Consider the following 23,120-nt stretch of genomic DNA (forward strand, 5'->3'; position numbering starts at 1 on the left):
GCGAGCCGGGATGGTGGAAGCCGGTACAAGGGGATGTTGTGAAGCGCACTTTGGAGATGGCTTTCTGAAACAAAGTAGGAAAGTCCGGGTCAATCCGTTATCTTATTGAGCGGTTCCGATGAACGGAACAACAAGAGTGGCACCGCGGGTTTATTTTAAAACTCGTCTCTTTAAGGAGACGGGTTGTTTTTTTATCATTTTTAGAAAACTGTATATTGGCAATATTAGGATTTATGAGATTATGGAGGGAATGCCATGGTGATCAAAGTAGGCATTATCGGCGCAAACGGCTACAGCGGGCTCGAACTCATTCGCCTTTTGTCCCATCATCCACACGTCAAGGTAGAGCGACTTATGGCACATTCAAGTGTCGGCATGACAATGGATCACTTAGCACCTCATCTTAAAACGGTATGTGATCTTCCTTTAGAGAGCGTATCCGTTCAGAATGCTGAACAACTGGACTGTTTGTTTTTTGCTACACCGTCCGGCGTCAGCGGACAATGGCTTCCGGAATTTGCTGACTTGGGCATCACATGCATTGATCTTTCCGGGGATTTTCGCATAAAAAATGCTCCTTTATATGAAAAGTGGTATAAAATGCCGCCACCCGATCAAAAGTGGCTCAAACAAGCCGTTTATGGTTTGCCTGAGTGGAACGAAAAAAACATAGCGAAAGCACAAGTAATTGCCAACCCCGGTTGTTACCCGACGGCCGCTTTGTTGGGGTTGATGCCTGCCCTACAGAACGGATGGATAGATCCCGACAACATTGTGATTGATGGAAAATCGGGCGTTTCGGGGGCAGGACGAAAACCATCCCTAACCACTCATTTTGGAGAAGTGAATGAATCGGTTTCCGCTTATAAAGTCGGGCATCATCAGCATATTCCCGAGATTGAACAAATGATTGAAGAATGGATTGGTCGTCCGGTGGCGATCAGCTTCACCACCCATTTAATACCCATGACAAGGGGACTGATGTGTACTATTTATGCGCCTTTGGCGGAGGAAGTAAGGACAGAAACTGTCATTGAAGCATACCAGGCATTTTATGCAAACCACCCATTCGTCCGCATTAGTGATGAGGGAACATTTCCTTCAACAAAACAAGTGTATGGATCGAATCATTGCGCCATCGGGCTTTATAGCGATGAACGGTCAAATCGGTTAACGATTGTCAGTGTCATCGATAATGTCGTCAAAGGAGCGGCGGGTCAAGCAATACAAAATATGAATCTCATTTACGGTTGGGAACAAACGACAGGCCTTGAGTTGTCGCCATTGTTTCCGTAAGCATCAAGGAGGCATGCAAAATGGGTAAAACAACTTTATTAAAACCTGAGAAAGAAAATTCCCCTTTTCACATTATGACTGAAGGTCACATCACTTCGGCAAAAGGTTATAAAGCGGGCGGTTTACATTGCGGCATTAAATATAAACGCCCGGATATCGGTTGGGTGTACTCCGAAGTTTCGGCAAATGCTTGTGCTGTCTATACGACGAATCGCATTCAAGCAGCACCCTTAGCTGTGACTCAAGATAGTCTTTCTCACGGTAGCTTACTACAAGCGGTCGTCGTCAACTCTGGGAACGCCAATGCGTGTACGGGTGAGCGGGGTTTAAACGATGCCTTTGAAATGCGGCGGTTAACCGCTGAACAATTTCAGATTCCGGAATTTATGGTCGCCGTCGCCTCAACCGGCGTCATTGGGGAAGTGCTTCCGATGGATAAAGTCATGTGTGGTATTAAGCAGTTTCATTTGAAGGAAGCCGACGTCGAGATGTTTGAGCGAGCCATTCTGACGACCGACACCGGAAGGAAACATGTGGCCGTTCAAGTTGTCATTGACGGAAAAACGGTCACGATCGGCGGTGCGGCCAAAGGCTCCGGCATGATCCATCCGAACATGGCGACGATGCTCGCGTTTATCACAACAGATGCCAATATCGATCAACAGGCGTTCTACCCGCTTCTAAGGCAAGTGACGGATCACACTTTCAACATGATTACGGTCGATGGAGATACGAGTACGAACGACATGGTCCTTGCTTTGGCAAACGGCTTAGCTGGCAATCAGCCTTTAAATAAAGACCACCCGCAGTGGGGGATTTTTCTAGATGCCTTCACCTATGTTGCTCAAACCTTAGCGAAAATGATTGCCCGTGATGGGGAGGGGGCAACCAAATTGATTGAGGTAGAAGTGAATGGCGCAACTTCCAAAGAAGCGGCCCGTCGGTTGAGTAAAGCGGTTGTTGGTTCCAATTTAGTAAAGACAGCCGTCTTCGGGTGTGATCCTAATTGGGGGCGGATTCTTTGTGCAGCGGGTTATAGCGGTGATCTCCTAGATCCAGATTCGATGTGCGTTGCGCTCGGTGGTATACCGATCGTTCAAAACGGCCTACCCGTTCCATTTGATGAGCATCAAGTCAAAGCAATCTTAAGGAGAGAAACCGTACACATTTCCATTCAACTTGGTGACGGAGATGGTGACGCGGTCGCATGGGGGTGTGATCTGACTTACGATTACGTCAAAATCAACGCTTCCTATCGAACATGAAGAAAGAAGGAAAAGGATGGAACCAATTGTTATAAAATGCGGCGGGAGTGTCATGGAAAATCTCCCTAAGGCGTTTTACCAAGACTTAAAAACCTTACAAGCAGAAGGGTACTCTCCGATTCTCGTTCACGGTGGGGGATCGGCGATTACTCAGCTCTTAACCCGCCTTGACATTCCAACAAACTTTCACGAAGGACTCAGGGTGACAACTAAAGAAATCTTGGAAGTTGTCAAAATGGTGCTTATCGGAACAACAAACAAAAAGCTCGTAACGAATGTGATCCAAGCCGGCATTATGGCAGTTGGACTTAGCGGTATTGATGGCTTTTTCATTCATGCCGTTTCGAAACAAGCTGCACTTGGGTGGGTTGGGGATGTCGTCAATATTCGGAGCGAATGGGTGCAACAATTCATTGAAAATGGTGTTATTCCGGTTATTGCGCCAGTCGGGATGGATGAAGCTGGGAACCACTACAATATCAACGCCGATTCGGTTGCTGCCCATCTCGCAAAAACCTTTTGTGCGCCGCTGATCTACCTCAGTGACGTCGAGGGGATTTTAGTAGGAAAAGACGAGCGTGAGATGGTGCTGAAAACATTGACCAAAAAAGAAGCAGAGCAGATGATCGCCTCTCAAAGGATATCTGGTGGCATGATTCCAAAAATCCGCAGTGCGCTAGAATGCTTGGAACACGGTGTTCCCGAGGTGGTCATCGCCAATGGGAGAGATCCTCAGGTGATTCGACATTATTTAAATGGAACGAGTTTCGGAACAAAAATCATACTTGGTGAGGAGGCCAAAACCAATGTCTGAAGCTGTGACAACTTCCTTCGATCCCATTATGGCCACTTATTCCCGTTTTCCCGTCACCATTATAAAGGGAAAGGGAAGTTATGTCTGGGATGAAGATGGCGACCGTTATCTCGATTATACGTCGGGGATTGCGACATGCAACTTAGGGCATGTTCCAGACACCGTTCAAGCGGCATTGCATGAGCAAATAGATGAGCTATGGCACTGTTCGAATTTATTCCACATTCCAAAACAAATAGAACTAGCCACCCTTTTGACGCAGAACAGCTTCGCTGATCAGGTATTCTTCTGCAACAGTGGTGCGGAAGCAAATGAGGCAGCCATTAAATTGGCGAGACGCTTTACCCACATGACCAAAAATAAAAATACAGGTGATATTGTCACGTTTACGCAAAGTTTTCATGGTCGGACGTTGGCAACGTTGACCGCGACCGCTCAAGAAAAAATCCAGGAGGGCTTCGCCCCGCTTGTTCCTGGTTTTCGTTATTTACCATTTAACAGCATGGAGGCACTTGATGCCATCACAGCCGAAAATACTAACGCAGTCCTCTTAGAGCTTGTACAAGGCGAAGGTGGCGTTATTCCGGCAGATGAAAAATGGGTGGAGGCGCTCTATCAAATTTGCCAAGCGGAAGGCATCCTCTTTATGGTTGATGAAATTCAAACAGGACTTGGCCGAACGGGAATGCTGTTTGCTTACCAACACTATGGGATTGAACCAGATATCATGACACTAGCTAAAGGGCTCGGCTCAGGTTTCCCGATTGGAGCGGTCCTCGCCAAAGGACATATTTCACAAGCATTCAGCCCAGGCGCGCATGGCAGCACATTTGGCGGAAATCCTTTGGCTTCTGCGGCAGGCGTTGCCACCATAAAAACGCTCCTTAAGAGCCGCGTGATCGAAAAGGGAGCAGAAAATGGTCATTATTTAAAAACAAAATTAAAAGCCCTTCAGCAGAAATATCCCGATGACATTCATGAAGTTAGAGGAAAAGGCCTATTGTTCGGGCTGGTAACCGAACAAAAAGCGAGTGATATTGTCTATTTGGCTTTGAAGCGACATGTCCTCATCTTAACGGCTGGTCCCCATGTGGTGAGAATTCTTCCGCCGCTTACGACAACGAAGGAGGAAATCGACCATTTTATAACCATCTTAGACAGCGTGTTTGAATCCCTTTAGAAGGAGGCATCAGCTTTGAAAAAAGGCTATCTTGTATTAGAATCTGGGGACATCTTTGAAGGCATGATGGTTGGGAGTCAGTCAGAGGCCTATGGTGAAGTCGTCTTTAATACAAGCATGACAGGTTATCAAGAAATTATCACCGACCCGTCATACGCCGGTCAGTTCGTCACATTTTGTTACCCATTAATCGGAAATTACGGCATTAATTCCTTTGATGATGAAAGTGATCGTCCGGCTTTATCAGGTGTCATTCTAAGTGATCTTTGTCTCACGCCGAGTCACTATTTATCGATGAAAACGATTGGAGAATATCTGGATGCATACGATGTGCCGTGTCTATTCGGTATTGATACTCGAACTTTAGTCAAAAAAATTCGGGAACAAGGAACGATGAAGGGCGTCCTGACGACAAATCCCGAGGCATCCATCCCCTCCTTGGACGTGAATTTAGTAGAAAAAGTGTCAACGAAAAGCATACAAGAATATGGCGACTCAGGCCCTCTTGTCATTTTGATAGACTATGGGCACAAAAAATCAATTGTCCAATCGCTGGTAAAGGAAGGATGCAAGGTGCTGGTCGTGCCGTTTACGACAACGTTTAAACAAATCCAAAGCCTTCATCCAGACGGCGTTGTTCTGAGTAACGGACCAGGCAACCCTATGACGCTTGCACCATTATTCCCTGAAATAAAGAAAATAACGGAAACTTATCCAACCTTGGGAATCTGCCTCGGCCATCAACTGATTGCCCTTGTGAACGGCGGGCGAACGAGAAAAATGCGTTTTGGCCATCGCGGTGGCAATCATCCCGTCAAAGAATTGGATACGGGGAAAGTATTGGTGACGGCTCAAAATCATGGTTATGTGGTGGATGATACGAGCATCAATACGGACGTTTTTTCGGTCACTTACCGCCATGTCAATGATTCCACGATCGAAGGCATGCGGCACAAGCATTTACCAATTGAAACCGTGCAGTTTCATCCCGAAGCTCATCCGGGGCCATCAGACACACACTATGTCTTTAAACGCTTTGTGGAAATGATCAAACAAACAGGTGGGATGCATCATGCCACGGCGAACTGATATCAAAAAGGTTTTGGTGATCGGCTCAGGGCCAATTGTGATCGGTCAAGCCGCGGAATTTGATTATGCTGGGACGCAAGCTTGCTTAGCCTTAAAAGAAGATGGAATCGAAGTCATTCTCGTCAATAATAATCCGGCAACGATCATGACGGATGACCAAGTGGCTGACAAGGTTTACATTGAGCCCCTCACCGCAGAAACGCTTACCGCTGTGATCGAAAAGGAGAAACCAGATGGGCTGATTGGCACACTCGGTGGACAGACAGGATTAAATTTAACGGTTGAACTCTATGATAAAGGCATTTTGACGCAAAACAATGTGCAATTGCTCGGCACGTCAGTCGAAGCGATCAAAAAAGGGGAGGATCGTGATGCATTCCGGCGCTTATTGATGTCGCTCGGTGAGCCGATCACTCCATCTAAAATCATCCATTCTTATGATGAGGGACTCGAATTCGCCAAGACAATCGGTTTCCCCGTCATCATTCGCCCTGCTTATACCTTAGGGGGATATGGCGGCGGTTTTGCTAAAGATGAAGATGAGTTATATGCGGTCATCAACAAAGGTCTTGAAGCGAGCCCGATCCATCAAGTTTTAATTGAAAAGAGTATCAAGGGTTGGAAAGAAATCGAATATGAAGTCATGCGCGATGCCAATGATACATGCGTCATCGTCTGCAATATGGAAAATATTGATCCGGTAGGCGTCCATACGGGAGATTCGATGGTCGTTGCCCCTTCACAGACGCTCTCAGACAGACAATACCAGTTGCTAAGAAGCGCCTCACTAAGAGTCATTCGCGCATTAGGTGTCGTAGGCGGCTGTAACATCCAATTCGCTTTGGATCCCAATTCGGATGATTACGTGATTATTGAAGTCAATCCGAGAGTTAGCCGCTCATCGGCTTTAGCATCGAAGGCAACGGGGTATCCCATCGCCAGGATCGCTGCCAAATGCGCGCTCGGCTACCATTTGGACGAAATCATAAACCCGATTACAGGCACAACTTTTGCAGCTTTTGAACCCGCAATTGATTATGTTGTCGTCAAGCTCCCGCGCTTTCCATTTGATAAGTTTCCGGAAGCTGACCGCCGGTTAGGAACACAGATGAAAGCGACCGGGGAAGTGATGGCAATCGATCGGACGTTTGAAGGCGCATTAAATAAGGCGGTTCGTTCCCTGGAACTCAAAACCCATGGTCTTTATGGGTTCGGTTTACAAGATATGACAAACGACGCCTTAACCGAGCATTTAGAGAACGCTTCTGATCTACGGTTGTTTGCTCTCGCAGAATGGTTCCGCCGCGGCTTTTCCGTCGCACAAGCTTATAAAATCACGGGTATCACGCCATGGTTTTTGGAGAAAATTAAAGGATTGCTGGACTTCGAGAAATCCCTATCCGATTTTACTTGGGACACATTACCGACGAAGATGTTACTTGCGGCAAAACGTTTAAATATCAGTGATCAATGGCTTGCGGCTATTTTTGACGTTGACGAAAAAACGGTCAGACAGAAGCGATATGACCTAAACTTAAAACCGAGTTACAAATTAGTGGACACATGTGCCGCTGAATTCCGGGCCGAAACGCCATATTATTATTCTACTTGGGCTGGATCTTGCGAAGTTGAAGTCACTCACAGACCAAAAATACTTGTTATCGGTTCAGGACCCATCCGCATCGGCCAAGGTATCGAATTTGATTATTGTTCGGTTCGTGCAGCACTCGCGGCCAAGCATAAGGGATATGAAACGATCGTCATGAATAACAACCCGGAGACGGTCAGCACGGATTTTTCCATCGCCGATAAGCTTTATTTTGAACCGTTAACGACTGAAGATATTTTACATGTCATTGAGAAAGAAAATGTTTCAGGTGTGATATTACAATTTGGCGGACAAACGGCGATTAACTTAGCTAAGGACTTGGAAGAAGCCGGTGTCCACGTCTTTGGAACCGGTGTTGATGCGATCGATCAAACCGAAGACCGAAAACGGTTTTATGAACTTCTTGAAACCTTAAACATCCCGCATATTCAAGGGGCGACCGCCCATCATTTTACCGAATTGCGGCAAGCGGTTAAAAACTTAGGTTTCCCGGTTCTTATCCGTCCTTCCTATGTGATTGGCGGCCGTTCAATGGTCATCCTTCATGATGAACATGAACTGGCGCGCTATATCCATGACAACAGCGAAGAGGTGGAATGGCCGCTCCTCGTTGACCGGTACTTGCAAGGTATTGAATGTGAAGCAGATGTATTAAGTGATGGTGTTGATGTATTCATTCCGGGGCTTTTTGAACATATCGAGAGAGCCGGTGTGCACTCCGGGGACAGCATCTCCATATTCCCGGCAGCGACCATACCCGATCCATTGAAAAGGATCATCGTTGATTATACGGAAAGAATCGCCCGAGCCTTGGAAATTAAGGGGCTTATGAATATCCAATTTGTCATTCATAATGGCACAGTCTATGTGCTTGAAGTGAATCCCCGCGCTTCGCGAACCGTTCCGATCGCAAGTAAAATCACAGGGATTCCACTGGTTGATCTAGCAGTAAAGGTGCAATTAGGTGAGCGTTTAAGAGAGCAAAAACTTCCTAAAGGTTTGCTACATGAGATGCCTTATTTTTCGGTTAAGGTTCCGGTTTTTTCGGCGAACAAATTGACAGGAACGGATCCCGCGCTTGGCCCTGAGATGAAATCGACGGGAGAAAAACTTGGGTTAGGCTTTTCGGTCAAGGACGCTTTTCAAAAAGCGCTTGGCATCTCGGATGGCTTTTCGCCTTATTTTAAGCCGCGTGATTCAACGGTCGTCTGTTCGATCGCTAATCGCGACAAGCCTAAAGCGCTTCCTTTAATAAGAGCCATCCATGAATCGGGATACGCCATTTCCGCCACCGCGGGGACAGCTCGATACTTACGTCGTTTTGGTATACCAGCTCAAGAATTAACGTCTTTTGATGATGTCCGGGAAAGGGTGTTTAGCGGAACTTGTTGCGCCATATTGAACATTCCAACAGAAGGTAAGCGCCCGCATACATTCGGCTTTCAATTAAGGGCGCTTGCTACAGAACATCATATCCCTCTTTTTACGTGTATCGAGACAATGGAACTTATTTGGAAATACAAACCGGATAAAGAAAATCATGAACCTTTTGTTTTACCGCTCGCGAGTTATCGCATGAGAACATTTCAAAACGCCTAAAGGGAGTGTGACACTTTGTACAAAGGATTCGTGAATCAACCCGATTGGGATGCTCTGGATTGGACGGAAAAGGATTTTTTAACGATTGGTCAATTCGGTTCTGAGCAAATTTTATATTTATTGGACCAAGCTTTGGAAATGAAAGGACTTACGAAAAAAGGGATTCCTCACCCATTTCTAAAAGGGAAAGTCCTTGGCATGATCTTTGAAAAAGCTTCGACCCGCACGCGGGTATCTTTTGAAGTTGGGATGAAACAGTTAGGTGGGGATGCGATTTTCTTAAGTGCAAAAGACATTCAATTAGGCCGCGGCGAAACGATTGAGGATACAGCAAAAGTGCTCTCTCGGTATGTGGATGGGTTAATGATCCGGACTTTTGCTCATACCACAATTGAAACATTTGCCCAAAACGCATCTGTTCCCGTCATCAATGGGTTAACCGATCTCCATCACCCCACGCAAGTCATGGCGGATTTATTGACGATTTATGAACATAAAGGGCGATTATCCGGTCTAAAAATGTGTTATATCGGTGACGGGAATAACAATATGTGCCACTCCTTGCTTGAAGGGGCTGCCGCAGTTGGAATGGATTTAACTGTTGCCAGTCCTCAGGGGTATGAGCCGAATTTGCAAATTATCGAACAAGCCAAAAAAACTGGACAGAACAATGGCTGTCAGATTCTGTTCACCCATTCTCCCGAAGAAGCGATGGAAAAGGCGGATGTCGTCGTCACAGATGTATGGACCAGCATGGGGCAAGAGGAGGAAGCTGATGAGCGGAAAAAAGCGTTTCATGCCTTTCAAGTCAATCGCGAACTTTGTGCATTCGCTCAACCTGATTTTATCTTCTTGCATTGTCTACCTGCGCATAGAGGGGAAGAGGTCACATCCGAGATCATCGATGGCCCGCATTCTGTCGTCTTTGATGAGGCGGAAAACCGCCTGCATGCCCAAAAAGCAATTTTAAAAGTGCTCATGCAGTAACGATAGTTTAAACATTCATGTAAAAAGGAGATGTTTTAGGATGGCAAAAGAAAAAGTTGTTTTAGCTTATTCCGGCGGTTTGGATACGAGTGTTTCAGTCAAATGGCTTCAAGAAAAATACGGATATGATGTGATTTGCCTTGGGTTAGACGTCGGTGAAGGCAAAGACTTGGAAGCCATTAAGAAAAAAGCGCTTCAAGTCGGGGCGATTAAAGCGATCACTATCGATGCCAAAGACTTATTGGCTCAAGAATACATTTTACCGGCATTAAAAGCGAATGCCTTATACGAAGGGAAGTATCCAATCTCTTCAGCGCTTTCCAGACCGCTAATTTCTAAGCTATTAGTTGAAGTGGCTGAAAAAGAAGGGGCCACCGCTGTTGCCCATGGCTGTACAGGCAAGGGAAATGACCAAGTTCGTTTCGAAGTATCCGTTCAAGCCCTTAATCCACACTTAAAAGTGATTGCGCCAGTCCGGGAATGGGGCATGACGAGGGATGAAGAAATCGCCTATGCCGAAAAGCACGGCATTCCGATTCCGGTCGATCTGGATAATCCTTTTTCGATTGACGCGAACATCTGGGGGCGGGCGTGTGAAGCGGGCGTCTTAGAAAATCCATGGGCGGAAGCGCCTGAGGAAGCCTTTGACTGGACGAATCCGATACATTTAACACCGGATGAGCCAGAATATGTTGAGATCACTTTTAAGGAAGGCGTGCCGGTCGCCTTAAATGATGAAGAAATGCCGCTCGTTCAGCTCATCGAAACTTTGAATGAAAAAGGCGGATTGCATGGTATCGGACGGATTGACCATATAGAAAATCGTTTAGTCGGCATTAAATCGCGGGAAGTATATGAAAACCCGGCTGCACTCATTTTAATCAACGCTCACAAAGAACTTGAATTTTTAACCCATCCTCGGGAAGTGACGCAGTTTAAATCATTGGTTGATCAACATATGGCGAAAATCATTTACGAAGGCCTATGGTATTCGCCGCTCAAAAATGCTTTAGATGCTTTTATCAATGAAACGCAAAAAGTCGTGACTGGAAAAGTGCGCGTCAAGCTCTTTAAAGGCACGCACATGGTGGTCGGCCGCATGTCTCAACACAGTTTGTATAATGAAGATCTCGCGACTTATACCAAGGGGGATGCCTTTGATCACCATGCGGCGGTTGGCTTTATTAAGTTGTGGGGACTTCCGACAAAAGTTTACGCTGAAGTGCACAAGAAGGATTCCCAGGAGGTCCAAAGCCAATGAATAAGCTGTGGGGCGGCCGTTTTCAGAAAGAAACGAATCAATTAGTCGAAGAATTTACCGCATCGATTACTTTTGACCAACAATTGGCGATGGAAGATATTGAAGGAAGTCTGGCCCACGTGGAAATGCTCGGTGCGTGCGGCATTTTAGATACAGAGGATGTACAAAAGATACAAACCGGGTTAAAAACGATTAAACAAAGAATAGAAAGACACGAAGTCGAATTTCTCATCGAGCATGAAGATATTCATATGAACATCGAAAAGCTTTTGCTTGATGAAATCGGCACTGTTGGCGGCAAACTTCATACCGCAAGGAGCCGCAATGACCAAGTGGCAACCGATATGCATCTTTATCTTCGCAACCAAACCAAATCACTCATTCATTTATTAGAAAATGTGCAGGAAGCAATATTATCACAAGCGAAGAAAAATGTGGGGACGGTTTTACCGGGGTATACGCATTTACAGAGGGCGCAACCCGTCTCGTTTGCTCACCATTTACTTGCCTATTTTTGGATGTTTGAGCGCGATAAAGAAAGATTAAAAGATAGTCTTAAACGGATCAACTGGTTGCCGCTTGGCGCAGGCGCCTTGGCGGGAACGACTTATCCAACCAATCCGGACCTGGTTCGTGAACAATTAGGTTTTGAACGGGTCTATCCGAATAGCATGGATGCCGTCAGTGATCGCGATTTCATCGTTGAATTTTTAGCGAACGCCTCACTCATCATGGTTCACATTTCAAGGCTTTCAGAGGAACTCGTCATTTGGAGCAGCCAAGAATTTCAATTTATTGAGCTGGATGATTCGTTTTGCACAGGTTCAAGCATCATGCCGCAGAAAAAGAACCCCGATGTTCCTGAGCTTCTGAGAGGAAAAACCGGACGGGTATTCGGAAATTTGATCGGCCTTTTAACCGTTTTAAAGGGTTTACCTCTCGCGTATAACAAAGATTTGCAAGAAGATAAGGAAGGCATGTTTGATACCGTTAAAACCTTGCAAGGTTCATTAAGGCTGCTTGCCCCGTTGTTAGATACCATGTCCGTCAATAAAGAACAAATGCGGCGGGCTGTGGCTCAGGACTACTCAAATGCCACCGACCTTGCGGATTATTTGGCGGAAAAGGGGCTTGCATTCCGCGAAGCACATGCCATCATCGGAAAGATTGTCTATTATGCGATTCAAAAAGGAAAATTTTTAAATGAATTACCGCTCGAAGACTACCGGTCATTCAGCCCGCTTTTTGCCGAAGATCTTTACCGTATTCTCGAACCGGAACATGTCGTCGGTGCGCGGAAAAACTACGGCGCAACCGCTCCCGAACGTGTCCTAGAGCAAATCCAGCTCGCTCAGCAATGTTTAAATCAACAATGACACGCTCAGGCGAAAGCTTGGGCGTTTTTTATTTGTTCCTTTGAATAAACCCGATGTTTCTCATATGGTCTGAATCACGATCGCAACACTGATCCAGGAACCAGCAGATTTATTATATAGGGATCCTTATTTTAGTTCACCCAAACGAAAAAGCACACGATGTTCATCGCGTGCTTCTTGACATTACACTTCCTTTACGGTGAGCCCTCCCGCTTTATTTCCGTGCATGACATAGTACAATGCGATACAAGCGAGAACGACGATGCCCATGGTAGAAGAAATTTTTTCAGGCTCGCATAAAGACAGCAATGTCTTCAATCTAACTTTCGGAACCTCGTTTTTATAAAGATTTCTTAAAGGTTCCGCTTTTTGTTTGTCATTTACCACATGAATGTGGGATGATGATCAAGGTATAACTTTTGCGTTTTCACATCAAATTAGTACATACTAATTTTAACGCCTATATCTTCTAAAATCGGACAATACATAGATCGAATGGTTTTTATGGGGGGTCCTTTATGGGAAACTTTCTAGATGATAGTTTAGTTCTTCACACAGATTTATACCAAATAAATATGGCGGAAACATATTGGCGCGATGGCTTCAACAATCGGAAAGCGGTCTTTGAAATATATTTTCGTAAAATGCCCTTTGGAAATGGCTACGCCGTCTTTGCTGGACTTGAAAGGGTCATCGATTTTCTTGAACACTTTCGCTTCACCGAAACGGATATCGACTACTTAACCGATTTAGGCTATTCCAAAGACTACATTGATTATTTAAAAACACTCCGCTTTACAGGAACGCTATATTCCATGAAAGAAGGGGAAGTGGTCTTTGCGAATGAGCCGTTAATGCGCATTGAGGCGCCGATTGTTGAGGCCATTTTACTGGAGACTCCGCTTTTAAATATCATTAACTACCAAACACTTATTGCGACGAAAGCATCCAGAATTAAAGAAGTTATCGGGGAGGAAAGCGCCTTTGAATTTGGCACTCGCCGAGCCCAAGAAATGGATGCTGCCATTTGGGGAACGCGGGCGGCCTATATTGCTGGTTTTGATGGCACTTCCAATGTCAGAGCGGGTAAAATCTTTGGCATTCCGGTCGTCGGTACCCATGCGCATTCTTTAGTACAAGCTTATCGTGACGAATATACAGCGTTTAAAAAATATGCCGAGTCACATAAAGACTGTGTATTTCTCGTCGATACGTATGATACGTTGCGTTCCGGGGTGCCTAACGCCATTCGTGTGGCAAGGGAAATGGGCGATGCCATCAATTTTATCGGCATCCGCTTAGACAGTGGCGATTTGGCCTATTTATCTAAAAAGGCACGGAAAATGCTCGATGAGGCAGGCTTTCTGAATGCCAAAATCACCGCATCAGGGGATCTCGACGAAGATACGATTCTCAGTTTAAAAGCACAAGGGGCTAAAATCGATAATTGGGGAATTGGCACGAAATTGATTACCGCCTACGATCAGCCGGCATTAGGCGCCGTTTATAAAATGGTGGCCATTGAGGATGAACTGGGCAAGATGCGTGATACCATAAAAATTAGCGCCAATCCGGAAAAAGTATCGACCCCCGGTTTGAAAAAGGTATATCGAATTATCAATAAACGAAACGGTAAATCCGAAGGTGACTACATTACTTTGGAATACGAACAACCGGAAAAGCAAAAACGGTTGGAGATGTTCCATCCCGTGCATACCTTCATTAGCAAAACTGTCACGAATTTTGAAGCGAGGGATCTACACTCCCTTATATTTGAAAACGGTCGCCGCGTATATGATACGCCGGGAATTGAGGACATCCGGCAGTTCGTCAATGATAATCTCGAGTTATTATGGGATGAGTATAAACGCCATCGGATGCCGGAAGAGTATCCAGTGGATTTGAGTGAAGCATGCTGGCATAATAAAATGAAAAACATTGAGAAAGTCAAGGAGAAAGTGGCGGCGATGCTCGCTTGTGAAGAATGATCCTCAGCCATAGATGGTTTTGCCACATTTAACGATATTTCTGATAGAGGGGGAATATAGGTGCTCACATTTTTAATTGTGGTTGCGGTCTTTATTGGCCTATTGGCTTTAGCAGGGACGCTTTATGCCGGTAAACAAGTCAATGCGTCGATGGAGAAAATGGATGTGGCAAGCCCAGAGGAACAGGAAAGATTGTTAAAAGCGAATTATTATAAAAATGCCAACTCGAACATCAAACTGATGGTGATGATTTACAGCATCCTTGTTCTTATTTTTGTTGTAGGACTTCTGATCTATGTTTTTATGAGTTAAAGCTATTTTGCTTAATAAAGTAAACTTGGCTCTGCCATACATGCAGAGCCTTAGTTGTCCTTATACTAGACTGAAAAATGAAATCCTTTCTAACCAGTACAAGTTTTGGGCGTTGCTGTGCTTCGTTGCCCGAACATGGTATAGGTTCTTACTCGTTGAAATAAAAGCTGCCATTTTTGTATAGGCGGCTTTTTTGAATACGTGCGGTCTTTATTCGTCTATATCCATTTGAAGGATTTGTTTATTACCATCGGTCGCCGTTAAAAATGGAGTTCTTAACAATGACATAATCAACGTTCCGTAAAGCGTTGAGCTCTCGACCTCCGGCATAGGATATGGCGGATTGTAAATCTTCCTCCATCTCGGTTAATGTGTCCTGTAATTTTCCTTTGCATTCCACTAACATTTTTTTGCCTTCGACATTTCTTCTTTCGCCTTTTTGAAATTCTGAGGCTGAACCAAAATATTCTTTATAGAACTTTCCGTCTTTTTCAATCATTTGCCCGGGTGATTCAACATGACCAGCAAATAAAGAGCCAATCATGACCATGGAAGCGCCGAAGCGAATCGACTTGGCGATATCCCCGTGCGTGCGAATGCCGCCATCGGCAATAATCGGTTTACTCGCCGCTTTGGCACACCAGCGCAAGGCAGCCAACTGCCATCCTCCAGTGCCAAACCCTGTCTTAATTTTTGTTATGCAAACCTTACCGGGTCCAATCCCGACTTTCGTCGCATCGGCACCAGCGTTTTCTAATTCCCGCACAGCCTCCGGCGTTCCAACATTTCCTGCAATGACAAAGCTTTCCGGTAGTCGGCTTTTTATGAATTGGATCATCTCGATGACGGTATTGGCATGGCCATGTGCGATATCAATCGTTATATATTCCGGGACTATTTTTTCATCAGCTAATTGCTGGATAAAAGCGAATTCTTGTTCTTTGACACCGACGCTAATAGACGCATACAAACCGCTTTCATGCATGTTTTTAATAAACGAAAGCCGTTTTTCAGGTTGGAATCGGTGCATAATATAGAAATAGCCGTTTTCTGCCAAATAACGGGCAATGTTTTCATCGATAATCGTTTGCATGTTGGCTGGAACAACTGGCAATCGGAAACGCCTTCCGCCAAAAGTAACAGAAGTATCGCATTCTTTGCGGCTTTTTACAATGCATTTTGCGGGGATGAGCTGTATATCTTCATAATCAAAGACATTTTCCATGAAAAACACCTCTAAACACGAATATTTTATTAGTAAACGGCAAAAATCGTTCGTCCGTATATAATTTACAGTATTTTTTAAATGAAGTCAAAGTTTAATGAGCGAAAATCGCACAAAGTTGATCCTCTTGTAAGCACATTATTTTTCAGCGTGCCGTTCTTATTACTATAATTAACTTTAATCGGATAATTTAGATGCAAAAATGTTAGCATCAGTAAAAAGACAATAATGGCATTCGCGGTTTTAAATAAGATGAGGGACAAATTCACTAGGAGAAAAGGTATGTGGTCTTATGATGATGAAAAAGTATCGGCTTGACCCAGCAAAAGGGCTTGAATTTGGCCTATATACATTGGGAGATCACCTCGCCAATCCTTATACCGGTGATCGGATCTCGGCCCAAAAGCGCCTTCAAGAAATCATTGAGATGGCAAAACTTGCGGAACAAGCGGGTCTTGATTTTTTCAGTGTAGGGGAGAGCCATCAGGAATATTTCGCCACCCAAGCGCATTCCGTCGTTTTGGCTGCAATCGCCCAAGCGACATCTAAAATAAAAATTGGCAGCTCATCGACGATCATCAGCACGTCTGATCCCGTACGCGTCTATGAAGATTTTGCCACCATCGATCTCATATCAGATGGTCGTTGCGAAATCATCTGCGGTCGGGCATCTCGAGTCGGTCTTTTTGAACTGCTCGGCTACAATCTGCGCGATTACGAAGAATTGTTCGAAGAAAAATTTGACTTATTGCTTAAGATTAACGAAGAAGAAGTCATCAACTGGAGCGGAGAGTTTCGCGCACCATTAAAAAACGCTAAGGTCATTCCGCGTCCGAAAAACGGGTATCTACCCATTTGGCGCGCTGTTGGTGGTACTCCGGCCAGCGCCATTAAAGCGGGTTACGCAGGCGTGCCGATGTTTATGGCGCATTTAGGTGGTCCAGCATCGGTTTTTAAACGGACGATTGATGCCTATCGCGAAGCGGCAAGAGAAGGAGGGCATGACCCATCCAAACTTCCAGTTGCCACTGCCGGATTCTTTTATGTAGCGGAGACCACGCAAGAAGCACTCAAAGAATATTATCCTCATATCAATGAAGGTATGAAACGAACAAACGGGCGAGGTTTTCCGAAACAATTGTGGGCACAAGGTGCCGATACACGGAGCATTATGAATGTCGGAAGCCCCCAACAAATCATTGAAAAAATTCTTTATCAACATGAAATGTTCGGCCATCAGCGTTATATTGCTCAGTTAGATTTCGGCGGGGTGCCCTTCGATAAAATTAGAAAAAATATTGAAATCATCGGTACGGAGATATTGCCCGCCATTCGAAAATACACCGCAAAAAAAGAGGGGGAAACCAAATGAAAATCGTCGGAATATCCGGATCCATTGTTGGCTCAAAAACAAGGACGGCAATGGATGTCACGATAAAAATCCTGAAGGAAAAATATCCGCACATCGATGTGACTTTACTTGATTTAGCAGATTTCCAAATCCAGTTTAGTGATGGACGAAATTATTTGGATTATGAAGGCGATACGAAGTATGTCGCGCAAACCGTGATGGATGCCGATGCACTGATTCTCGGCACGCCGATCTTCCAAGCCTCGATTCCCGCAACGTTGAAAAACATCTTTGATTTGCTGCCGGAAAAAGCGTTCCAAGATAAAGTCGTCAGCATGGTGGTCACAGCCGGTTCGGCCAAACATTTTTTAATTCCGGAACAACAACTTAAGCCGATTTTATCCTATATGAAAGCACAAATTGTGCAAACTTACGTCTATATCGAAGAAAAAGATTTCTTCCGCAAAGCCATTGTGAACGATGATATATTATTCCGTTTGGAACGGCTCGTGGAAGATACCGTGATGCTTACTGAAACATTTGCCAAAATACGCGAAGCCGCCTATGACTTTTAAAAAGTAAAATGAAAAAACCATCCATGTCGATATCTAACAGGATGGTTTATCATGGAGAGTAAATGCTGGTAAAAACAGAAAGCGGTTTTTTACAGCTCTTGTAAGGATATGACGTTGCGCTACATTCAGAAATGATGCGGCATAGGGCTATTCAACGATAAATATGCCGCTTGCCCCTTTTTGGTGTTGTTGCATGTCATGTGAAACAAACGGATATCGTCCTGGTTGATCAAATCTAAGGTGGATCAAAGCGCCATCACCAGGAGCTACCGTATACGATTGGACGTTATAAAGATGATTTTGCGGGTTCCCCGATGCTTGGACATCTCTTAAGACCGTTCCAACAACATGGAAGGCGGAAAACTCATTTGGCCCAGCGTTAACGAAAGCCACGGTGATCGGTTCACCGACTTTTACTTTCAGCGGATGGTTCACGTATTGGTCAGCTTTACCATTAAAAGCGACAACATTCGGCTGGCTATTTAAAGCCTTCATGTCATTCGGTTTGTAAAACTCGCTTTGCACGATCGTAAACGTTGGTTTAGCTTCACCTTTTGGTGTGACAATAATCGCTCCGTACATCCCTTGAGCAATGTGTAACGACATCGGGGAAGTGGCACAATGGTACATGAATACACCAGGAACATCGGCATTGAAATGAATGGTCTTTGACTTCCCAGCGGGAACATCTGTAAACGCTTTATTCGGTGCAACAAGTGCCGAATGAAAATCAACGGAATGCGGCATGTTAGGGTCTATATTATGGAGCGTTAACGTGACATGGTCTCCTTGTTTCAAATATATCACAGGCCCCGGCACCGTTCCGTCAAATGTCCATGCTGGAAATTTTACCCCATTGGCGATTTCAACCATCGTTTGCTGTGTATACATATGGATGGTGACCTGTTGGCCAACTCTATCCATTGTCATCGGTTTCGGTTTTTGGTTAACAGTCTCCTTTTTCGACGCTTCATGCGTCTTCATTGCCTGATCATCGGATTCAGACTGATTTCCATTACAACCTATGGCAACCGGTAAGACTAACAGCATCGTCACAAAAATGACGAGAACGTTTCTCATTGACATCTGAATATACCCCTTCAATCCTACGACTTTGACACCATTTTATTGAAGAGCAAGTTTGTCCAAAGTGACAAAAGCCACATTTTTATTGATCTTTTTGTGACAGGTTAGGGGAGAAGGTGGTCGTTTTTTTCCTTTTTGAGGGTTTTTTGTTGCAATTTTTTTATTTCATGACATAATGTAACAAACGAAATATTTAAGACGCTCAACTTTTCGTTTGAGCTAACGAAGTCTTGGATAGAAGTAAAAGTGGAGGGAAGGGGACATCTCCGTGAATGACTTGCCGAAGTTTATCAAAAAGGAAATAGAGAAGATGCAAGAACCGTTGATGCCGTTGTTCCGGAAAGCTTCCAAGTATGGGTTTTGGTCACTACCTTTCATCCTTTTTTCATTTCTTAATCTCATTTCCTTATTATTTTTTACATCTGAACGAAACTTAGGGGAGATTATTTTTTTTGCAGCGGCCGGCGCTTTCGGAATGGCGCTTTTAAGAGAATCGAAATTGCAAAAAAAGCAAATACAAGTGGTCATCTATCATTATATTCTTCAGAGAATTGCACAGAGCCAATTGGCGTCTGAGGCATTAAAGAAAAAATACATGACGAGAATCAAAAGACAACCCGCCATGACAATCAGATTTTTCATCGGGTTTTTAGAGGAAGAACACAGGGGACAAGGTTCTTGAGCAGATCCACTGGTGAGAAAAACTATCCAGTATAACATATAATAAAAAACTTATGCATCGTGATAGGAATGGTTGTTTTTGTAAAATTTGTTATTTTTGTAAGAAAAGTGCTATCATCCTTAAAAAGGGAATTGGTTTAGAAAAATCTTGATGACTTTGTGATGAACCATGGGAACTTCAATTTTTTAATGATCGACATAAAAGCAAATCCGTTGAACTCATGTTAAAATCGATCATTTGCCAAATGTTTGATGATCACCCAAAAGTAAAATGATCTGTCGTTAAAAATTTTTTTGCGTCAATTATGAGCTGTGATTCGTTATTAAGGTAAATGATATTTTGATCGCTTGCGTTTAAACGATTAAAAAGTGAATGAAACACGGTGGGTGGAAGATGGATGCTCATTAAAGTTTTAACTTCTACATAATTACGTAAAATGTTAATTTGACGAAATTATGTGGCTAGTCTATAATGAAAATAAGATCAACGTCCATTTTACTTGATTGGAGCGATCAAATTGAATCATGACGCCAAATTACAATTTTATGCGCGCGTTGATGAAAAAGCCGCTGAACTTCCTTGGTATGTCCGCGAATACATAAATAAAAAACAACGCACCTTGTCACCGGCGACGCTTTTAAACTATTGTCATGACTTCATCATCTTTTTTGATTGGCTTGTTGCTGAAGGATATTTTAAAGGTTCACGCCGTGACGTTCCTTTGGATGTTCTCGAAACGCTCACCGTCCAGCAAATTGAAGACTTTTTGTTATTCCTGCAATTTCGTCTCGATAATGCCAAATTAACGATTAACCGGAAAATCTCAGCTCTTAAATCACTTTTCCATTATTTACAAAATGTTGCTGAAACGCCAGACCTCAAGCCCTATTTATATCGGAATGCCATGGCAAAAGTGGAATTTAATCCTGTCAAAGAAGATCAAGAAACGATTGCGCAGAAAATGTCAGGAAAAATCCTTTGGGATGAAGAATACGAGCAATTCCGCGAGTTTGTTGCTTCCGGCTATGGTGAATTGTTTAAGGATAATAAAAAATTGTTTAATTTTCACCAGCGAAACCGCGAGCGCGATACGGCCATTGTCTCGCTGATTCTCGGCTCGGGCTTGCGTTTGTCGGAAATCGTCGGCCTCGATATCGATGATCTCGACTTAGTCAAATATTCCGCTCGAGTGATCCGGAAAGGCAATAAAGAACAATACGTCTTTTTCAGTGAACAAGCGATGCGCGACCTACAAGACTATTTAGCCGTCAGAAAAACAAAATATCGGCTCGATGATAAAATCAAAGCCTTATTTGTCTCCTCCCCTATTGGGCCTAAAGGAACAACGCGGCGTTTAACACCAAGAGCGATCGAAAAAATGGTAGAAAAATATGCGAAAGCTTTCGGCAAACCGGCCTTATCCGTGCATAAACTTAGACACTCTTTTGCCACTAGGTATCATGCGGAAAATAATGATGTACCAAAATTACGCCGCCAACTCGGCCATTCATCGATCCAAACGACAATGATCTATACGCATTTAACGAACGACGAATTGAAAAAAGCGGTTGATAAAATGGATCAGTAATGCTACAGGACTTGCCAAGCATGGCAAGTTCTTTTTTTATTTCATTACATAATATATATTATGTAAACTAACTAAATTCCCCGAAAGTTGATATACCCATTCCTCAAGCAATGTGCAAGAATGTTTCAAAGCAGTGTCTCGGTTAATATTCCAATAATCTAACCCCTCATAATCTTGGTCAATAATGGCTTCATACGTTTTACTTCATTCTCAATATTGTTCATAGGCTGCCCCCTTCCCCAAAATCTATCTAATAAGTTAGAAATAATTTCCTTAGTTATTGTATCATTAATTATAGGAAATCATATGAGAATATGTAGTTAACAGTTGATAAAATCTCCAATAACAGCGGTTTAAAATCCCCCAAAAATAACAGATACCAACATCTTAGATAGAGCGGAAAAACGACGCTGAAGATCGGGGATTTTTTATGATTTGAGAGGGCTAGATTCAAACAGCGATTGTCAAAGAAACAGGATTTGATCGGAAAACCACTCGTAAGTATCTAAAGGGGGACAAGCTTCCGGGGAGTAAAGTCAGTGAAAAAAGAAAAAGCAAACTAGCTCCTTATAAAAGCTATCTTCTTCGTCGAATACAAGGAGGTACGACGAATTGTGTTGCTCTCCTCGATGAGATTCTAGCACTAAATGTGTATGGAAAAGGAAAAAAGAGCGGCTTCTTCAGCTCCCACTTATTGTTTGATCCACTAATTTTGGACACATCGTATCTTATTTTAGGTTATTTTTAAAATTTCTCGTTGCACATCTAAAAGTCATTATCAATCTATACCTACAATTTGACTACGACGTTCAAGCAATTTAACATCACGCCATACCCCATTTAACTTTCCTATACGTTGACGGATACCAACTTCACGAAATCCAACACTTTGATGTAAACGTAAACTTGGTATGTTTTCAGGGAAAATCCCTGCTGTTAATGTCCAAAATCCTTTTGCCTCGGATTCTTTGATTATAGCTTGTAGAAGTTTTTTTCCCACTCCTTTTCCTCGACTCACATCTCGAACATACACACTCACCTCTCCCACCCCTTCATACACGCAGCGATCCGATACTTTACTTATCTTACACCAGCCTTGAATGCCTTCTTTGTTTTCAGCGACCAAACATAAATTTGCGGCAATGGTCGATTCCCATTTTTCAAACGATGGTGCTGTCGTTTCAAACGTTGCTTGTCCTGTCGCAATTCCTTGCTCGTAAATTTCCTTCACTTGCATCCAATCCTCCTCGCGAAAGCTACGAATGTTCATATGAAAAATCCCTCCTTATTTTCATACAGAAAAGGCACTAGGAATCGCCTAATGCCTTTTCCATATAACATTAGCAACACTCACGCTGAAATGTAGATGGGCAGCATTCACGTTCCATAGCGGCTTTATCTGCAACATCTTGGCTTTCTTTTACTTCCACAATTTGAATATCGCAGCAACCTTGCTTCTCTTTGGAATTGCCAAATATCATTTTCAAGATGTTCATTTGAAGTTCCTCCCTCTATAAAATAAAGTTTTTCTTAAAATTACTCGCATTTTCTCCGGAAATCTGCACCAATTGTTTTTACCTGTCAATCAATTCATGGATATTATAGTTATTTTACCTAATAAATGGATGTTTGAGTTGACTTCGTGTAAGACAAAGGTTCTATTTACCTTTATCTGGTAACAAAGATATGATCGCACATAGGGATCTCCACAACGCTCATGGCGGTTTACCCTCCCATGTCTCACAGAGTCAAAGCTCTTACATTCCTTCGTTCTACCTATCCATGAGGTGGAGGCCGGAAAAGCTCCTTTACTGGGTCATGCCCGAATGGTACAAAT

The 23,120-nt window shown here is 43.7% G+C and carries 20 protein-coding genes and 1 other annotated feature (1 of these 21 running past the window's edge); of the genes, 15 read left to right on the forward strand and 5 right to left on the reverse strand.

Annotation, left to right across the window (positions count from 1 at the left end):
* Nucleotides 1–173: a binding site (T-box leader), on the forward strand (it extends 44 nt beyond the left edge of the window).
* Nucleotides 174–255: 82 nt separating this feature from the next.
* From argC to argH, 9 genes are read left to right on the forward strand one after another with little or no spacing between them, the layout of a single operon-like run.
* Nucleotides 256–1,296 (forward strand): N-acetyl-gamma-glutamyl-phosphate reductase, encoded by a 1,041-nt coding sequence (argC, locus tag H532_RS0100925; RefSeq protein ID WP_211231942.1) that lies wholly within the window; start codon nucleotides 256–258, stop codon nucleotides 1,294–1,296.
* A gap of 20 nt (nucleotides 1,297–1,316) precedes the next feature.
* A complete protein-coding gene (argJ, locus tag H532_RS0100930) occupies nucleotides 1,317–2,561 on the forward strand; it encodes a bifunctional ornithine acetyltransferase/N-acetylglutamate synthase (protein WP_027723897.1) in 1,245 nt (414 codons plus the stop codon).
* A gap of 16 nt (nucleotides 2,562–2,577) precedes the next feature.
* Entirely contained in the window at nucleotides 2,578–3,375 is a 798-nt protein-coding gene (gene argB, locus H532_RS0100935) for an acetylglutamate kinase (protein ID WP_051263048.1), read from the forward strand.
* Nucleotides 3,368–4,555 carry an aspartate aminotransferase family protein gene (locus tag H532_RS0100940; RefSeq protein WP_027723899.1) on the forward strand — a complete coding sequence of 396 codons (1,188 nt, stop codon included), beginning with the start codon at nucleotides 3,368–3,370 and terminating at the stop codon, nucleotides 4,553–4,555. Before argB ends, H532_RS0100940 begins: the two co-directional genes overlap by 8 nt.
* A gap of 15 nt (nucleotides 4,556–4,570) precedes the next feature.
* A complete protein-coding gene (locus tag H532_RS0100945) occupies nucleotides 4,571–5,644 on the forward strand; it encodes a carbamoyl phosphate synthase small subunit (RefSeq protein WP_027723900.1) in 1,074 nt (357 codons plus the stop codon).
* The gene (gene carB, locus H532_RS17505; RefSeq protein WP_051263049.1) at nucleotides 5,628–8,852 is read left to right on the forward strand and encodes a carbamoyl-phosphate synthase (glutamine-hydrolyzing) large subunit; all 3,225 of its coding nucleotides are present in this window, start codon (nucleotides 5,628–5,630) and stop codon (nucleotides 8,850–8,852) included. The genes H532_RS0100945 and carB overlap by 17 nt, the downstream gene beginning before the upstream one ends.
* Nucleotides 8,853–8,867: 15 nt before the next feature.
* The gene (argF, locus tag H532_RS0100955; RefSeq protein ID WP_245566379.1) at nucleotides 8,868–9,839 is read left to right on the forward strand and encodes an ornithine carbamoyltransferase; all 972 of its coding nucleotides are present in this window, start codon (nucleotides 8,868–8,870) and stop codon (nucleotides 9,837–9,839) included.
* Between the two features lie 40 nt (nucleotides 9,840–9,879).
* Nucleotides 9,880–11,100, forward strand: a complete 1,221-nt coding sequence (locus tag H532_RS0100960; RefSeq protein WP_027723902.1) for an argininosuccinate synthase — start codon at nucleotides 9,880–9,882, stop codon at nucleotides 11,098–11,100.
* A complete protein-coding gene (argH, locus tag H532_RS0100965) occupies nucleotides 11,097–12,476 on the forward strand; it encodes an argininosuccinate lyase (RefSeq protein ID WP_027723903.1) in 1,380 nt (459 codons plus the stop codon). The genes H532_RS0100960 and argH overlap by 4 nt, the downstream gene beginning before the upstream one ends.
* Nucleotides 12,477–12,659: 183 nt before the next feature.
* Here argH and H532_RS20905 read toward each other — a convergent pair whose 3' ends face one another.
* Entirely contained in the window at nucleotides 12,660–12,794 is a 135-nt protein-coding gene (locus H532_RS20905; protein ID WP_281169021.1) for a hypothetical protein, read from the reverse strand.
* 200 nt (nucleotides 12,795–12,994) lie between these two features.
* Here H532_RS20905 and H532_RS0100975 point away from each other — a divergent pair, with 200 nt between their 5' ends.
* Together H532_RS0100975 and H532_RS0100980 are read left to right on the forward strand one after the other, a co-directional pair.
* The gene (locus H532_RS0100975; RefSeq protein ID WP_027723905.1) at nucleotides 12,995–14,464 is read left to right on the forward strand and encodes a nicotinate phosphoribosyltransferase; all 1,470 of its coding nucleotides are present in this window, start codon (nucleotides 12,995–12,997) and stop codon (nucleotides 14,462–14,464) included.
* Between the two features lie 60 nt (nucleotides 14,465–14,524).
* On the forward strand, nucleotides 14,525–14,776 hold the full coding sequence (locus H532_RS0100980) for a hypothetical protein (protein WP_027723906.1): 252 nt from the start codon (nucleotides 14,525–14,527) through the stop codon (nucleotides 14,774–14,776).
* Nucleotides 14,777–15,020: 244 nt separating this feature from the next.
* On the opposite strand, the gene guaC is transcribed toward H532_RS0100980, so the two are convergent.
* A complete protein-coding gene (gene guaC / locus H532_RS0100985; protein ID WP_027723907.1) occupies nucleotides 15,021–16,001 on the reverse strand; it encodes a GMP reductase in 981 nt (326 codons plus the stop codon).
* Between the two features lie 298 nt (nucleotides 16,002–16,299).
* Between guaC and H532_RS0100990 the strand changes: the two genes are divergently transcribed.
* Both H532_RS0100990 and H532_RS0100995 read left to right on the forward strand, forming a co-directional pair.
* Nucleotides 16,300–17,373, forward strand: a complete 1,074-nt coding sequence (locus H532_RS0100990) for an LLM class flavin-dependent oxidoreductase (protein WP_027723908.1) — start codon at nucleotides 16,300–16,302, stop codon at nucleotides 17,371–17,373.
* Nucleotides 17,370–17,927 (forward strand): NADPH-dependent FMN reductase, encoded by a 558-nt coding sequence (locus tag H532_RS0100995; protein ID WP_027723909.1) that lies wholly within the window; start codon nucleotides 17,370–17,372, stop codon nucleotides 17,925–17,927. The genes H532_RS0100990 and H532_RS0100995 overlap by 4 nt, the downstream gene beginning before the upstream one ends.
* A 147-nt stretch (nucleotides 17,928–18,074) precedes the next feature.
* Here H532_RS0100995 and H532_RS17510 read toward each other — a convergent pair whose 3' ends face one another.
* Nucleotides 18,075–19,013, reverse strand: coding sequence for a multicopper oxidase domain-containing protein (locus tag H532_RS17510; protein WP_051263050.1), 939 nt, complete (start codon nucleotides 19,011–19,013; stop codon nucleotides 18,075–18,077).
* 268 nt (nucleotides 19,014–19,281) lie between these two features.
* Between H532_RS17510 and H532_RS0101005 the strand changes: the two genes are divergently transcribed.
* Nucleotides 19,282–19,695 carry a DUF5392 family protein gene (locus H532_RS0101005; RefSeq protein WP_051263051.1) on the forward strand — a complete coding sequence of 138 codons (414 nt, stop codon included), beginning with the start codon at nucleotides 19,282–19,284 and terminating at the stop codon, nucleotides 19,693–19,695.
* Nucleotides 19,696–20,212: 517 nt separating this feature from the next.
* On the forward strand, nucleotides 20,213–21,283 hold the full coding sequence (gene xerS, locus H532_RS0101015) for a tyrosine recombinase XerS (protein WP_027723911.1): 1,071 nt from the start codon (nucleotides 20,213–20,215) through the stop codon (nucleotides 21,281–21,283).
* Between the two features lie 778 nt (nucleotides 21,284–22,061).
* Here xerS and H532_RS0101020 read toward each other — a convergent pair.
* Together H532_RS0101020 and H532_RS20155 are read right to left on the reverse strand one after the other, a co-directional pair.
* Nucleotides 22,062–22,553, reverse strand: a complete 492-nt coding sequence (locus H532_RS0101020; protein WP_027723912.1) for a GNAT family N-acetyltransferase — start codon at nucleotides 22,551–22,553, stop codon at nucleotides 22,062–22,064.
* Between the two features lie 70 nt (nucleotides 22,554–22,623).
* Nucleotides 22,624–22,779 carry a hypothetical protein gene (locus H532_RS20155; protein ID WP_155994922.1) on the reverse strand — a complete coding sequence of 52 codons (156 nt, stop codon included), beginning with the start codon at nucleotides 22,777–22,779 and terminating at the stop codon, nucleotides 22,624–22,626.
* Nucleotides 22,780–23,120 lie beyond the last annotated feature (341 nt).

Origin of the sequence: Tuberibacillus calidus DSM 17572 (genome assembly GCF_000430685.1) — a bacterium.
Lineage (GTDB): Bacteria > Bacillota > Bacilli > Bacillales > Sporolactobacillaceae > Tuberibacillus > Tuberibacillus calidus.